The 14,660-nt window shown below is 52.0% G+C and carries 16 protein-coding genes, 1 other RNA gene and 1 pseudogene; 12 read left to right on the forward strand and 6 right to left on the reverse strand.

Going from position 1 to position 14,660, the window contains the following annotated elements:
• Complete coding sequence (locus I6N93_RS12760; RefSeq protein ID WP_085687314.1) at window positions 1–885, reverse strand: LysR family transcriptional regulator; 885 nt, start codon at window positions 883–885, stop codon at window positions 1–3.
• Window positions 886–1,058: 173 nt separating this feature from the next.
• Here I6N93_RS12760 and I6N93_RS12765 point away from each other — a divergent pair, with 173 nt between their 5' ends.
• From I6N93_RS12765 to I6N93_RS12775, 4 genes are read left to right on the forward strand one after another with little or no spacing between them, the layout of a single operon-like run.
• Entirely contained in the window at window positions 1,059–2,165 is a 1,107-nt protein-coding gene (locus I6N93_RS12765; protein WP_085687413.1) for an MFS transporter, read from the forward strand.
• Between the two features lie 27 nt (window positions 2,166–2,192).
• On the forward strand, window positions 2,193–3,686 hold the full coding sequence (locus I6N93_RS12770) for an FAD/NAD(P)-binding protein (RefSeq protein ID WP_232100053.1): 1,494 nt from the start codon (window positions 2,193–2,195) through the stop codon (window positions 3,684–3,686).
• 29 nt (window positions 3,687–3,715) lie between these two features.
• Window positions 3,716–4,027, forward strand: coding sequence for a hypothetical protein (locus I6N93_RS17295; protein ID WP_232100055.1), 312 nt, complete (start codon window positions 3,716–3,718; stop codon window positions 4,025–4,027).
• Window positions 4,028–4,072: 45 nt separating this feature from the next.
• The gene (locus I6N93_RS12775) at window positions 4,073–4,273 is read left to right on the forward strand and encodes a tautomerase family protein (RefSeq protein WP_085687312.1); all 201 of its coding nucleotides are present in this window, start codon (window positions 4,073–4,075) and stop codon (window positions 4,271–4,273) included.
• A 41-nt stretch (window positions 4,274–4,314) separates the two neighbouring features.
• Here the strand turns inward: I6N93_RS12775 and I6N93_RS12780 are convergent, their stop codons facing one another.
• Together I6N93_RS12780 and grpE are read right to left on the reverse strand one after the other, a co-directional pair.
• Window positions 4,315–5,553: an Nramp family divalent metal transporter gene (locus tag I6N93_RS12780; protein ID WP_085687310.1), complete on the reverse strand. Its 1,239-nt coding sequence runs from the start codon at window positions 5,551–5,553 to the stop codon at window positions 4,315–4,317.
• A 326-nt stretch (window positions 5,554–5,879) separates the two neighbouring features.
• Complete coding sequence (gene grpE, locus I6N93_RS12785; RefSeq protein WP_085687411.1) at window positions 5,880–6,452, reverse strand: nucleotide exchange factor GrpE; 573 nt, start codon at window positions 6,450–6,452, stop codon at window positions 5,880–5,882.
• Between the two features lie 137 nt (window positions 6,453–6,589).
• Between grpE and nadK the strand changes: the two genes are divergently transcribed.
• The 3 genes from nadK to bamE all read left to right on the forward strand — a co-directional run bounded on the left by nadK (window position 6,590) and on the right by bamE (window position 9,664).
• Window positions 6,590–7,468, forward strand: coding sequence for an NAD(+) kinase (gene nadK, locus I6N93_RS12790; RefSeq protein ID WP_099017428.1), 879 nt, complete (start codon window positions 6,590–6,592; stop codon window positions 7,466–7,468).
• 84 nt (window positions 7,469–7,552) lie between these two features.
• On the forward strand, window positions 7,553–9,214 hold the full coding sequence (gene recN / locus I6N93_RS12795; protein ID WP_099017427.1) for a DNA repair protein RecN: 1,662 nt from the start codon (window positions 7,553–7,555) through the stop codon (window positions 9,212–9,214).
• 111 nt (window positions 9,215–9,325) lie between these two features.
• Window positions 9,326–9,664: an outer membrane protein assembly factor BamE gene (gene bamE / locus I6N93_RS12800; RefSeq protein WP_085687308.1), complete on the forward strand. Its 339-nt coding sequence runs from the start codon at window positions 9,326–9,328 to the stop codon at window positions 9,662–9,664.
• 320 nt (window positions 9,665–9,984) lie between these two features.
• Here bamE and I6N93_RS12805 read toward each other — a convergent pair whose 3' ends face one another.
• Entirely contained in the window at window positions 9,985–10,275 is a 291-nt protein-coding gene (locus I6N93_RS12805; RefSeq protein ID WP_085687306.1) for an RnfH family protein, read from the reverse strand.
• On the reverse strand, window positions 10,268–10,702 hold the full coding sequence (locus I6N93_RS12810) for a type II toxin-antitoxin system RatA family toxin (RefSeq protein ID WP_085687304.1): 435 nt from the start codon (window positions 10,700–10,702) through the stop codon (window positions 10,268–10,270). The genes I6N93_RS12805 and I6N93_RS12810 overlap by 8 nt, the downstream gene beginning before the upstream one ends.
• A gap of 153 nt (window positions 10,703–10,855) precedes the next feature.
• Here I6N93_RS12810 and smpB point away from each other — a divergent pair, with 153 nt between their 5' ends.
• The 3 genes and pseudogenes from smpB to I6N93_RS12825 form a co-directional block, all read left to right on the forward strand.
• Window positions 10,856–11,338, forward strand: coding sequence for an SsrA-binding protein SmpB (gene smpB, locus I6N93_RS12815; protein ID WP_085652266.1), 483 nt, complete (start codon window positions 10,856–10,858; stop codon window positions 11,336–11,338).
• A gap of 49 nt (window positions 11,339–11,387) precedes the next feature.
• Window positions 11,388–11,751, forward strand: a transfer-messenger RNA (tmRNA) gene (gene ssrA / locus I6N93_RS12820).
• Window positions 11,752–11,916: 165 nt separating this feature from the next.
• Window positions 11,917–12,090 (forward strand): annotated as a pseudogene (locus tag I6N93_RS12825) (integrase arm-type DNA-binding domain-containing protein); the annotation flags it as partial.
• 49 nt (window positions 12,091–12,139) lie between these two features.
• On the opposite strand, the gene I6N93_RS12830 reads toward I6N93_RS12825, so the two are convergent.
• A protein-coding gene (locus I6N93_RS12830; RefSeq protein WP_373853693.1) for an IS3 family transposase occupies window positions 12,140–13,248 on the reverse strand; the annotation gives its coding sequence in 2 pieces (ribosomal slippage) (window positions 12,140–12,987 and window positions 12,987–13,248; 1,110 coding nt in all).
• A gap of 53 nt (window positions 13,249–13,301) precedes the next feature.
• Between I6N93_RS12830 and I6N93_RS12835 the strand changes: the two genes are divergently transcribed.
• Together I6N93_RS12835 and I6N93_RS12840 are read left to right on the forward strand one after the other, a co-directional pair.
• Complete coding sequence (locus I6N93_RS12835) at window positions 13,302–13,694, forward strand: TraI domain-containing protein (RefSeq protein WP_197669157.1); 393 nt, start codon at window positions 13,302–13,304, stop codon at window positions 13,692–13,694.
• Window positions 13,695–13,733: 39 nt separating this feature from the next.
• Window positions 13,734–14,408 carry a conjugal transfer nickase/helicase domain-containing protein gene (locus I6N93_RS12840; protein WP_197669158.1) on the forward strand — a complete coding sequence of 225 codons (675 nt, stop codon included), beginning with the start codon at window positions 13,734–13,736 and terminating at the stop codon, window positions 14,406–14,408.
• Window positions 14,409–14,660 lie beyond the last annotated feature (252 nt).

Raw genomic sequence — 14,660 nt, forward strand, 5'->3', positions numbered from 1 at the left:
TTATTTATCATGCGCCGAACTGTGCTTTATCACAAACTGCCTGAAGGCGGTTACCCCCCTCCCCGACTCACGACTCTTGAGCCAAATCATCAGAGTGTCGACTTCACCAATCGCAGGATCGATAGCATGACAACGAATATCGAAACTCTGCGTATACTGGCTGACCACGCTTTCCGGCAAGAGCGAGATCCCCATCCCCGACGCTACACAGCCAAGAATGGCCTGAAAAGACCCAAACTCCTGCGGCCCCGGCCCTACGACCCCCTGTAGACTGAGCCACTGCTCGAAGCGATAGCGATAGTTACAGCCAACCCCAAGTGCCAGCGGCTTTTTGATCTGCAGATCGGCCACGGTCAAAACGCCGGGGTGATCTTTCCGCGTCACCAGCACCAGCGTTTCCCGCCATACAGGAACGTTCCCCAGCAAACCACGCGGCAAATGTTCATAGTCGGCGACAAACGCAATATCCAGTTTGCCATTAAGCACGGCCTCAACCAGTTGACGCGTCGGGTGGGTTTCAAGGCTCAACTCCACCAGCGGTGTGTTTCGACTAAAAGAAGACAGCAAGGAAGGTAAGCGGATGGCCGCCGTGGTCTCCATTGAACCGAGGCGTAGCGGACCAGAGGGGTTCTGAGCTTGCAAGTTTCTCTCCGCTTCGTCTATCAACGCCAGGATCTTATTGGCGTATCCCAATAAATATTCTCCCTCCGGCGTGATATAGAGGCGATTTCTCTCGCGTCTGAACAGACAAACATTGAGTCTGGCCTCCAACCGCTTGAGCCGGGTAGTGACGTTTGACGAAACACAATGCAATCGCTTTGACGCCTCTTTGACAGAGCCGCTTTCAGCTACGGCTTTGAAGAGGCGCAGTGAGTTACTGTTCATAGCACACGCTCTCTTTTAGTGAATATTTAGCTAAAAAACATTCACTTTTATTTATCATAATTACCCTCAGAATAGCTCTAACATCGTTCCACTTAATTTTTGGAAAAAGAAAATTGAGTCATGTTCGGCATTTCCAGCCCTTTTTATCATCCGTTCGAACCGCGCTGTTCGGCATGATGATTTTGGCTTTAGGAATGGGGATCGGACGTTTTCTTTTCACCCCCATGTTGCCGGTCATGCTGAGCGAGAACCTGTTTACCTTCAATCAGCTTTCGTATCTTGCCAGCGCCAATTATGCGGGATATCTGGCCGGTAGCCTGCTGTTCACTTTCAGCCGCCTCATTCCCCCCGCGCGCACCCGCGCGACGCTGTTTGCCACCGCCATTACAACCGCCGCGCTGACTTTCGCTATGGCGCTTACCACTCACTTTCCCCTGACGCTGGTGATTCGTTTCGCCGCTGGTGTCGCCAGCGCGGGTACGATGATTTTCGGTTCATTGAACATGATGCGCCTCACGCATAATTTTGGGGCTATCGCTGCGCTCTATGCGGGCGTTGGCGTAGGGATCATCTTGGGGAATGAGTATGTCGTCGCCGGTCAGCGCTACGCGCTGGACGCCGAGACGCTATGGGGGGGAGCAGGCCTGCTGTCCACCCTGCTGTTACTGGGGATGTGGCTGCTAACCCCCCAACGTTCTACGGCGTCTGTCGGCGTCGCGCCCACGCCGGTCAAACAGGAAAACATTCTCTGGTGGCAGTTGGCGCTGCTCTATGGGCTCGCCGGCTTCGGTTACATCATCATTGCCACCTATCTGCCGCTGATGGCCAAAACACTGGCATTCCCGCTTCTTGCCAGCCACCTGTGGTCGCTGGTCGGTCTAGGCATCGTTCCCGGCTGCTTCATCTGGCTATGGGCTGCGAGCCGTTGGGGAACGCTGCAATGTCTGACGGCGAATCTTTTCCTACAGGGAGTTTGCGTCCTGATGACCTTGCTAAGCGACTCGCCCATGCTGTTAATCATCAGCAGCCTCGGTTTCGGCGCAACGTTTATGGGCACGACTTCGCTGGTGATGCCGTTAGCCAAACGCATTCGCGTTCCGCGACATATCAATCTGCTTGGGCTGGTCACGCTGACTTACGGCATCGGACAAATCGCCGGTCCTTTACTGGCCAATGCGTTGAAATCCAGTCCTCATGCGGTCGTTTCCGCCATTGTATGCGGTGCCGTCTCGCTATTTATCGCATCTGGAATAAGTTGTTTCACCACAGGAAATCGTTAATGTTCGATCATTCAAAGGAGATGAGTTATGGCTCGAACTACCGTCGCAATAGTGGGCATGGGCCCAAGAGGATTAAGTATTCTTGAACGTTTAATTACGCTTTATGACCACTCACCACATCCAGAAGGAATGGAAATCCTGCTCGTTGACCCCAATGAAATTGGCACGGGCGCGCACAGTCCTCAACAGCCCGACCACCTGCTGGTGAATACCGTCGCCAGCCAAATCACGCTATTCGGTGACGAATCGGTCAAAAATAGCGGTCCTATTCGCCAAGGGCTTAATTTTTTTGAGTGGGCCAGAGCGAACGGCTATCGAAACAAAAACGGCGCTGAAATTCAGGAAAACGATTATCTTCCCCGTCGCCTGCTGGGCAAATATCTCGTCTGGGGATACCACGAAATTACCCGCAGCCTGCCGCACGATCTCGTGATCAGCCATCGACCATACCGCGCCGCCAATATGACGGTACAGAATAACGGAAAAACCACGATTGCTCTGCAAAGCGGGACGTGCGTCACGGCCGATTTTGTTTTTATCACCACCGGGCACGGCCACAATATGCTGTCCATTGATGATCACGTTCTGCTGCAATTCGTGGCTGCCAATCGCACGCACAATCCACATCTTCAGTATTTCAGCACGACTTATCCAACCACGATGCTGGACGACATCTCGCCGCAGTCACGAGTGCTGATTCAAGGCACGGGGCTTACCGCTTACGATGTGCTGTCGCAATTGACCTATGGTCGAGGGGGCGTATTCACCGAAGAGGAAGGCCGGTTGCGCTACACGCCCAGCGGACGCGAACCGGCTGTCGCCCTGTTCTCGCGTCAGGCGCTGCCGTTCAGTAGCCGCGGCCGTAACCAAAAGGGCGTAGGAGGGCAATACCATCCCGCATTCATCACCCTCACCGCCCTGGACGAACTTCGCCAACAGAATCTCCGCGATACGGGATCGTCGAAGCTGGATTTTGAAAAACAGGTTCTGCCTCTGCTGGTGAAAGAAATGTGCTACGTCTATCGCAGCACACTGGAGAAGCACTGGCCGGATGCCGCGAACTATCAGGAAGATCCCGCCGATCGTCAGTCTATCCTCACGCTGTTTTATCCACATCACGGGAAGTCATTCGCTTCGCTGCAGGACTACACCGAGTTCTTTATGGCGCATCTGATTGACGATCTTCACGCCGCGGAACAAGGCAATATCGAGGGTGCCGTCAAAGCGGCCACCGATGTGATTAGAGACGCGCGCGACATTCTGCGCAATGCGATCGATTTCGGCGGGTTGACCGGCGAATCTCATCAGCGTCTATTGGAACACTATGCGCCAATTTTTAACCGCATCGCGGTAGGGCCGCCGCTAGAGCGTAACCGTGAACTGCTGGCGCTAATGGAGGCGGGAGTGGTCAAGCTTGCGGGGGGCCTGCGTCAACACTGCTGCTCAATGCCCAATCGGGCTGTTTCGAGATTAAAAGCTCGTTTACCGATACGAACAGCCGGACGGAATTCGATGTACTGATCAAAGCCAAGATCGACAGTTTCTCCGCGTTGCATGATGATTCGCCGTTTATCCGCAATCTGATCGCACAGGGCGTCATCCGCCCTTTCATCAACCAGGACTATCATCCCGGCGGAATAGATATCGATCGCGATCAGCATCCAATCTCCAGTAAAGGAGAAACGCAGAAATCGCTATGGGCGCTGGGTGTTCTGGCTGAAGGGCCAAACTTCTATACCTATGTGCTGCCGCGTCCGCAGGTTAACTCCCGTGCGCTGCAGGATGCCGGACGATGCGTCATCGAAATGTATCAGCAGTTGGAGCAGCTTTGTTCCATGAATGATTCGAATGTCTTCTCGTAACTTGATGACCCCAAATGCTTTTCGGGTCTACTTCGGAGGAAATCTATGCCATACGTCAATATCAAAATTACACGGGAAGGCGCGACCGCCGACCAGAAAAAGCAGTTAATCGAAGGTGCGACAAAATTGTTGGTGGACGTTTTAAACAAGAACCCCAGCACAACCATCGTGGTGATTGAGGAAGTTGAAACGGATAATTGGGGAATTGGCGGCGTTCCCGTCACCGAGTTGAGAAAAGGAAAGTAAAATCTCGCAAAGACGCGGCGCTCAATGCGCCGCGCTTTACATTAGAGACCAAGCAGGCTACCTAACAGCAGATAGAGGTTCAGCGTCACAACTATGGCAACGATAACCCAGCCAATAGATTTTACCCACCGACTATTGACTAAATCGCCCATCAGTTCGCGATCGTTCGTGAATAACAGCAGCGGAACCAGCGCCAGCGCAATACCGAAGCTCAGCAGTACCTGACTCATAACGAGCACCCGCGTTGGGTCCATACCGCACAGGATGACGACAAATGACGGCAGCATGGTCACCGCTCGACGCAGCCACAGCGGAATTCTAAAGTGGACAAATCCCTGCATAACCACCTGCCCCGCCAGGGTTCCCACCACTGTCGAAGACAGTCCCGCAATGACCAGACTCAGGCCGAATATCGTAGCGGCAGCCTGTCCCAATAGCGGTTTGAGCGTTAAATATGCCTGATCCAAATCCGCGACGTGGGTATTGCCGCTGAAGTGAAACGCTGCCGCCGCAGTCGCCATCATGGCCAGGTTGACGAATCCAGCGATAGTCATCGCTACGGCCACATCAAACTTCGTCGAAGCATAGCGATCGCTACGGGTATTGTTTCCCTTGCGCTGCGTCAACGACGAATGCAGATATATGACGTGCGGCATAATGGTCGCCCCCAGCACGCCAGCAGCCAGCAGCACGGCGTCGGAGGTCGGTAGGCTCGGGATTGCCATGCCACGCGCGATAGAAGCCAGCTCAGGGCGAGAAAATATCAGCTCGACGATATAGGCCGCCGCAACAAACAGCAGCAGACCGCCTATCACCATCTCCAGCGGCTTTTGTCCGCGCTGTTGCAGCATCAATATCAGGAACGTGGCAATACCGGTCAGTATCGCGCCTTCCAGCAAAGAGACGCCCAGCAGCAATTTGAACCCAATAGCGGCGCCGATGAACTCAGCCAGATCGGTCGCCATCGCGATAATTTCCGCCTGCACCCAATAGGCCCAAACGGCAGGACGAGGAAAGCGATCGCGAATATGTTCGGCAAGATTTTTACCGGTCGCAATCCCCAACTTGGCGGAAAGCAGCTGAATCAGCATCGCCATGAGGTTAGCCCAAACGACCACCCATAATAGCTGATAGCCGTATGATGCCCCAGCCTGAATATTGGTCGCGAAGTTACCGGGATCGATATAGCCGATCGCCGTGATAAAGGCCGGCCCCATCAGGGAAAGTTTGATCTTCCTGGATGTGCGGCTGACAGATGCGATAACACGACTCTCCGACATAAAATTGACCCTTCTAAACCTACTGTAAATCTACTCTCACAAATATGAGAATGATTATCAAGTGCATTTAGATCGGTAGAAATGATTATTTTGATAGGCAGAGATGATGATGTCTTTTGACACAAAACCCTATGCGTTTCATAAAACTAATACTAACAAAATATAAACAATGTGCTGCTTTTTGGCCTGAAAAAACCGGTTCGGCATAAAACAGCCGAAAAATTCATTCAACCGGGAATCTGGAGGGAGGAAAAAAGGGAAAGGGGGAATAGGTGCTCTTCAGGGCAGGCTGACGTTTCACCTGCCCTGAAGATAAGCCAGAAGAATTACTCCTTAGCTTTCGACACTGCCACCATCGCCGGGCGTAGCAGACGACCGTTCAGGGTGTAGCCTTTCTGCATGACCAGCATCACGTGATTAGGCTCATGATCGGCTGATTCCATCATCGTCATCGCCTGATGAATTTCGGGGTTGAACGGCACGTTCACATCCGCCACAACTTCAATACCAAACTTGTGCACGACAGAAAGCAGGGATTTCAGCGTCAGTTCTACCCCTTCTATCATGGCTGTCAGCGCATCGCTAGACTTGTCTGCTGTTTCCAGCGCACGTTCAAGGTTATCGATCACAGGCAACATTTCACCGGCGAATTTTTCCAGCGCGAATTTGTGTGCTTTTTCGACATCCAGCTCCGCACGGCGGCGAATGTTCTCGCTCTCAGCGCGAGAACGCAACACGCTCTCGCGTTCACGTTGCTGTAATTCGCTCAGTTGCGCCTCCAGTTCAGCGATACGTTCATCGCGGGGATCGGCGGCTTCTGGCGTTTCAACGGCGGCGTCTGCTGCTTTCTTTTGATCCTGAACCTGTTCGTCCGGTGACTTCTGCTCTTTACTACTCATGAAATACTCCGCGGTTTTGGCATTCATCTCGCTTGTTCGCTTATTATGGGGATCAAAACGGGGGTTTCAAGGGAACCCTGACATATTGCCCGGCTGAAAACACTGAACGCCCTCTTCCCGCAAGGATTAACCGTCTAATGAATAAAACATTTAACTGCATCGGTATCGTCGGTCATCCGCGACATCCTTCCGCCTTGGCCACACACGAAATGCTCTACAAATGGCTAACCGGTAAAGGATATTCCGTTATCCTCGAGCAACAGATCGCCCAGGAACTCAACCTCTCTGACGCCGTCACGGGTAGCCTGGCGGAAGTCGGGCAACAGGCCGATCTGGCCGTCGTGGTCGGGGGTGACGGAAACATGCTCGGCGCCGCGCGGGTGCTGTCCCGCTATGACATCAGCGTCATCGGCGTCAACCGGGGAAATCTCGGTTTTCTGACCGATCTCGACCCGGATCACGCCCAGCAGCAGCTAAGCGACGTCCTCGCCGGGCGCTATATTCGCGAAAGCCGGTTTATGCTGGAGGCTCAGGTCTGCCGTGCCAATCACATGAACAGTAGCAGCAGCGCCATCAACGAAGTCGTGCTTCATCCCGGCAAAGTCGCGCATATGATCGAGTTCGAGGTCTATATTGACGACAGTTTTGCCTTTTCACAGCGTTCAGACGGCTTGATTATCTCGACGCCTACGGGCTCCACCGCCTATTCCCTTTCCGGCGGCGGTCCAATCCTCAGTCCATCTCTGGAGGCGATCGCGCTGGTGCCAATGTTCCCTCATACGCTGTCCGCTCGCCCGTTAGTGATCAGCAACAGCAGTACGATAAGACTCAAATTTTCCCAAATCACCAATGACTTAGAGATAAGCTGCGATAGCCAGATCGCGCTTCCGATTCAGGAAGGCGAAGAGGTGCTGATTCGCCGCAGCCCTCACCATCTCAATCTTATCCATCCTGAAAATTACAATTATTTCAACACATTGAGCAGTAAATTGGGTTGGTCGAAAAAATTATTTTAATAAGTCAACTCAGCCACTTTACTGTATAAAAAACCAGTTTATACTGTATGCATTGACACTTGTTTTTACATACAGGAAAACATCATGCTGGCTCAACTCACTATTAGTAACTTCGCCATCGTGCGCGAACTGGAGATTGATTTTCAGACAGGTATGAGCGTCATTACCGGAGAGACCGGGGCAGGCAAATCCATTGCGATTGATGCATTGGGTTTATGTCTCGGAAATCGCGCTGACGCCAGCATGGTCCGCCCTGGTGCGGCGCGCGCCGACATCTGCGCGCGGTTTTCTCTGGCTGATACGCCAGCCGCACTTGAGTGGCTGGAACATAACCAGTTAGATGACAGCAACGAATGTCTTCTCCGCCGGGTTGTGGGTGCCGATGGCCGCTCTCGCGGATTCATTAATGGCACTGCCGTGCCGCTTTCCCAACTCCGCGAACTGGGTCAGCATTTAATTCAGTTGCACGGTCAGCACGCGCATCAGCTGCTGCTGAAACCCGAACATCAGCGCTATTTGCTGGACGCTTATGCGGACGAACCGCAATTGCTGTCAGCAATGCGAGAAACTTGCCGTCAGTGGCACCAGAGCTGCCGGGAGCTAGCTCAGCACCAGCAAGCGGCCATTGAGCGGGAAGCACGACGCGAACTGCTGCAGTACCAGTTGAAAGAGTTGAACGAGTTTGTGCCTCAAGCTGGTGAATACGAACAGATTGACGCCGAGTACAAGCGTCTGGCAAACAGCGGGCAATTGCAGTCCCTGAGCCAACAGACGCTGCATATCCTCAGTGAAGGTGAAGAGCAAAATCTGCTTGGTATGCTGCACAGCGCCCGCCAAAAGCTGACGGAACTGGTTGGGCTGGACGAATCACTGTCTGGAATTCTGTCTTTTCTCGACGAAGCCCACATCCAGATCAGTGAAGCCAGCGATGAGCTGCGTCACTACAGCGACCGTATGGAGCTTGACCCTGTTCGTCTGTATGAACTGGAGCAACGGCTATCCCGCCAACTGTCGCTGTCTCGTAAACACCATGTCGCGCCGGAAGAGCTGCCGACGTTTTGCCAGCAACTGATGAATGAGCAACAGCTGCTGGACCAGCAGGAAAGCGATCATGAGGCCTTGAGTCAGGTAGTACATGAATATCACCAGCAGGCGCTGCATACCGCTGAACAGCTACATACTCGTCGTAGCCAACATGCGGAGGCGCTTTCACAGTTAATTACCGAAAACATGCGCGAACTGGCGATGCCTCACGGGCACTTCTCCATCCATGTCACCTTCGCGACTGAACATCTCAACATGACGGGTGCAGACCAGATTGAGTTTCGCGTCACAACGAACCCCGGGCAACCTCACCAACAATTGGCGAAGGTGGCGTCGGGAGGGGAACTTTCACGCATCGCGTTAATTCTGCAAGTTATCACCGCGCAGAAGATGGATACACCGGCGCTTATTTTCGATGAAGTGGACGTGGGAATTAGCGGACCAACCGCAGCGATCGTAGGGAAAATGTTGCGCCAACTGGGCGAGTCCACGCAGGTGATGTGCGTCACCCATTTACCGCAGGTCGCCGGTTGCGGGCACCATCATTACTTTGTGAGCAAACAGACGGACGGCTCAGAAACCGAAACACTGATGGAGCCTCTTGGCAAACGCGCCCGCCTTCAGGAGCTGGCCCGCCTGCTGGGGGGAAGCGCCGTGACTAAGAATACGTTGGCGAACGCAAAAGAGTTACTGGCCGCATAAAATCGTTCAACTTTTATGGGTTTCTGAGGTCATACATGGGCCTTGCCGGTTTTCAATACAGGCAAGGTCTATTATCATCGGCAACCTATGACCTTAAGGAATGAATTCACTATGCGCTGTAAAACGCTAACAATTATCGTCGCGGTAGTCGCTGTCATGTTGACCGCAGGATGCTCCACTTTGGAGAAGGTGGTTTATCGCCCGGATATCAATCAGGGGAACTACTTAGCTCCGGCAGACGTCGCCAAGATTCATAACGGTATGACAAAACAACAGGTTGCTTATTCTCTGGGAACCCCGATGTTACAGGACCCATTTGGTAGCGATACTTGGTTCTATGTATTCCGCCAACAGCCCGGTCATGAAGCCGTGAAACAGCAAACTTTAACGCTGAATTTCAACAGCCAGGGTATCCTTACCAGCATCGATAACAAGCCAGCACTGAACTAATTCGTCAGTGTTGTCGGATAGGATGCTGGCTATCGGATTGAGCCAAAGACGCCTGAAAAGCACTCCTTGTGCGGAAAAGCTTTTCAGGTCGAACCGGCTTCTGAAAAACGTGCAATATGGGCACATAACCGAATGAGATGGGCCTGTATAGATCTAAATAGCACAGTCGACACCGGGAACAACGTTGGAGGTGAATAGTAGCTATTGTTCCCTTAGGTTTAATCACTCGCAAGACTGGCTGCCCTTTTGTTTTCCCTGTGGGCGGAATATATCTGGCAACCGCACGTTCTTTCGTTGGCTATTTCATTGGCCCACATTGACTAACGCTTGCTTTTTGAGTGTTCAGCCCTTTGTCTGCGTAATTCTTTAGGATCGGCAATCAACGGACGATAGATTTCAACGCGATCGCCTTCCTGTAGTTTTTCATCCAATTGGGCGGGGCGGCTAAAAATACCAATCTTGTTAAAATTGAGATCGATCTCAGGGCGCAAAGCCAGCAACCCCGACGCATTGATCGCCTGCTCTACAGTAACGCCCTCATTGAGATCCAGAGCGAGAAGAAACTGGCGCTCCGGTAGCGCGTAAACCACTTCTACCCGCATCTTAGGCACTGTAAACCTCTTTGGCTCGCTGGGTGAAAGCCTGAACCATATTGTTAGCTAATTCTTTAAAGACTTTACCAAAGGCAAGCTCGATCAACGCATTTTTAAATTCAAAATCCAGGTCGAGCTCAACTTTACAGGCCTTTTCACTCAGCGGAATAAACCGCCAATCGCCCTTTAATTCCCGGAACGGGCCGTCGACCAGTTGCATTGAGATAGACTGGTTATCTGTCAGTGTATTTCGTGTCGTAAACGTTTTACTAATGCCAGCTTTGGAAACATCGACCGCTGCGGTCATTTCCTCCGAGGAAGTCGATAAAACCCGACTTCCTGTGCACCCCGGTAAAAAGGCAGGGTAAGAAGGAACATCATTGACGAGTTTATACATTTGCTCAGCGCTGTAAGGGACTAATGCAGAGCGATTAATTTTGGGCATACCATTTTCCAAGAGTAATAAATGCGCAAAATAATAGCATTTTCGGCCATCAGATAAAAACGCCGGAAAGGTTTCCCCAAGGCAGAACACAATGTCACTATACACTTTGACGGGGATTTCATTCCCTTAGACATCCAGTATAATGACGGCACTATGAAAAAGAAAAAAGCGTACAAACCCGGTTCCGCTACCATTGCGCAAAATAAGCGTGCTCGCCATGAGTACTTCATCGAAGAGGAATTTGAAGCTGGCCTTGAACTACAAGGTTGGGAAGTCAAATCTCTGCGAGCGGGCAAAGCCAATATCAGTGACAGCTATGTGACCTTAAGAGATGGCGAAGCCTTTCTCTTTGGCGCCACTATTACACCGCTCAACGTAGCATCTTCACATGTCGTATGCGACCCCACTCGCACGCGCAAACTGTTACTCAACAAGCGTGAGATAGAATCGCTTATCGGCCGAGTCAGCCGTGAGGGCTATACCGTCGTCGCATTGTCGATGTATTGGAAAAATGCCTGGAGCAAAGTCAAAATCGGCGTAGCAAAAGGTAAACGAGATCACGACAAGCGCGACGATATCAAAGAACGTGAGTGGAAATTAGACAAAGCCCGTATCATGAAGAACGCAAACCGCTAAGCTGGTGGCTTAAGTCCGGTAAGTTCTGATATACTGGCGAAAGTTTCTTGGGGCTGATTCTGGATTCGACGGGATTTGCAAAGCCCAAGGTGCATGCCGAGGGGCGGTTGGCCTCGTAAAAAGCCGCAAAAAAATAGTCGCAAACGACGAAAACTACGCTGTAGCAGCTTAATACCCTGCGTATAGCCCTCTCTCCCTAGCCTCCGCTCTTAGGACGGGGATCAAGAGAGGTCAAACCTAAAAGAGATCGCGTGGATACCTTGCCTGGGGTTGAAGCGTTAAATCTAATCAGGCTAGTTTGTTAGTAGCGTGTCTGTCCGCAGCTACCAGGTGAATGTAAAGACTAGACTAAGCATGTAGTACCGACGGTAGAGTAATTCCGGACGGGGGTTCAAATCCCCCCAGCTCCACCACTTTTTAGTTGTTTGAAGTATACTGAAGTCTACTAAGCCCGCATGGAACCAGCCTTGCGGGCTTTTTTACGCCTATTGAAGTCTACTGAGATTTGCTAGAAGCTACTCGTTATGGCACCCTTTTTGGGACCCAACGCAAAGGGTCCAAAACTTGAGGGTCCCAAAATGGCAAAACTCGCAAAAAAACTCACAGATACTGAAATCAAAAGCACCAAACCTTCGGACAAAGAAATCAACTTGTTTGACGGTGATGGCTTGATTCTACGAATCGCTCCCCTCTCAAAGGGTGGCAAGAAAAACTGGTATTTCAGGTATGCAGTGCCAGTGACTAAAAACCGCATGACCATGACCCCAAATCTGATCCACCCATAATCAGAAATAACCGGCTTCAGGTTGGTTGCATATTCTGGCAACCGGCAGATTTTTCGGCGAATTCAGCAGGGGTCATCCATCCCAGCGCGGAATGGGGACGGCCCTGATTATAGTGTATGCGCCAGGCCTCGATTTTGCACCGCGCATCTTCCAACGACATGAACCAGTTCTCGTTCAGGCATTCCTGCCGAAGCCTGCCGTTAAAAGACTCCACCGTGGCATTATCCGTGGGTGTCCCGGGCCGCGAAAAGTCAATCCTTATACCCCGTTCGTAAACCCATTTATCCAGCATTTTCCCTGCAAATTCAGAACCATTGTCGGTTTTCAGTAATAGTGGTAAAGGTCGCTTGAGCGCTATGCTGTTCAGCATCTCTGCAACTTCACCTGAGCGTAGATTCTGACCCACGCAGATCCCCAGGCATTCGCGCGTATAGAGGTCAATGACTGTCAGCAGACGCAGCCGACGCCCGTCGAATAAGGCGTCAGAGACAAAATCCATGCCCCACACGTGGTTCGGATAGAGCCCCTGAGGCTGCGGCTGACGCCGCTGAGCGGATTTATGGCGACGTGGGCGTTTGAGGCGCAGCGACAGTCCCTGTTCGCTGTAGAGCCGGTAGATCCTTTTGTGGTTATCACGCCAGCCTTCTCGCCTGAGCATCACGTGTACCCTGCGGTAACCGTAATGCACCCGGGTTTCGGTGATCTCCCGAATGCGCAAGCGCAGCGCGCTGTCGTCTGCAGCCACAGAACGATAGCGGAATGAGCTGCGACTGACGCGTAGCGCAAAGCAAACCTGCCTCTCGCTGGCTCCGTAACGGGCCTGCAAATCCCTGACCCATTCGCGCAAACGTGCCAGCGTCAGATCTTTTTTGCCAGTACGTCCTGTAGCATGGCTTTATCGAGGCTCAGGTCGGCCACCAGCTTCTTCAGCCTGAGATTCTCTTCTTCCAACTGCCGCATGTGTTTCAGCTCTGAAGGCGAAATCCCGCCGTATTTCTTACGCCACGCGTAAAAAGTGGCGTCGGAGATCCCCAGCTTGCGGCAGACGTCCGGCACAGAGGTCCCAAGCTCTGCCTGCTTGAGGGCAAAAACAATCTGCTCTTCAGTGAATCGTGACTTTTTCATCGGCACCGCCTCCATTCAGGGGAGTTTTTATCATGCCGGAATTCTGTTTCTGAATGGAGCAGGATTTTGGGTCAGGGTCAAGCCAGACGCTGACCCGCCCGGCATCCTCGCTGCCGGAACAACTCCTCTCTGCCCTGCGGGAACTGGTGAGAGCGGAATTCAAGCTAAGTAACCCAAGTTCAGGCTCCGATGGCTGGCTAACGGACGACGCGCTTTGGCTGATCAGCAAAACCACCGCCGACAGAGCGCGGGCGTGGTTGTTGCAACAGGGCGTAACCAGCGTACCTGAAAGCAATGTCCGGCTATTTGATGAAATGCAGGCGCATGGGCTGATTGTTCCCACGCAGGACGGTAAGGCGGTCTGGTCATGCACCGTCACCGCTGACAGCGGCTGGACGCCGGGCCGCCCACTAACATTGTTGCGCCTAGCGCCATCACGGATCTGACCGAACTCAGAAGATCGACCCACGCCGTTTTCCGGAAAAGTGATACCAGGCAGTACGGCGACGACCATAGCCACTGAAAGAGGAAAAGCTGACAGCCAAACCGCTCCCGACATTACTGCACCTGAAAACGAACTCAGTGAGTTGGCTTTTTCTCTGTTTGCACCACCGGAACAGGAAATCGATAAACACATCCTGCCCGCATCGACAGATATAGTTGATGAATTACCGAAAGTTCAGCCCGGACAGGTAGAAGCAGAGACAGGCGGCAGGGAAAACGTCAGTCGGCAACCAGAGACGCCACGTCCCGTTGCCGTACCCGAAACCGCTCAGGTTACGGATACCGGTTTTATCGACTGGCTCAGGGAAGGCATACGAACCTATAAAATTGCGGTAAACGACACGCTGGCAAGGATCCATATGGTCGAAGGCAAAGCGTTTCTGGTCTCACCGGAAATCTTTAAGCTGTACGTCAAAACCACTACCGGCGCAACCGGCGATGAATGGAAACAGGTGCAGAAAGCATTCCAGAAACTGAAACTCCACCAGCGCGGCAACGATGGCATCAACATTTTCGTTTGCGAAGTGAAAGGTCCGCGTAAAACGCGTCGGGTGAAGGGGTATCTGCTAAACAGGCCGGAAGATATATTTGATGAAGCTGTGCCAGAGGATAATCCTTATTTGTCGGTTGTTACGGACATTCAAAGCGGTAGATGACTTTAACCATATAGCGCTATTATCAGACAGTCGGGTATGGTTAAGGGACATAAAGGAATACATACGACCCGCCCAGAGCGTTCCCCACGATATACCTTACGCGGAGATTAAACTGCGAATTTATTTTACTTACCCATGTTAATCCAGAAGTATAATTTACCTTCATGCTAAAAATTAGAGTTATTGACTTATTTTTAAAGCACTGGTTATTTGTACATTGAAAAGGAAAAAAACAGACACATTTATAAGCTA

This window comes from Lonsdalea populi (genome assembly GCF_015999465.1).
Classification (GTDB): Bacteria; Pseudomonadota; Gammaproteobacteria; order Enterobacterales; family Enterobacteriaceae; genus Lonsdalea; species Lonsdalea populi.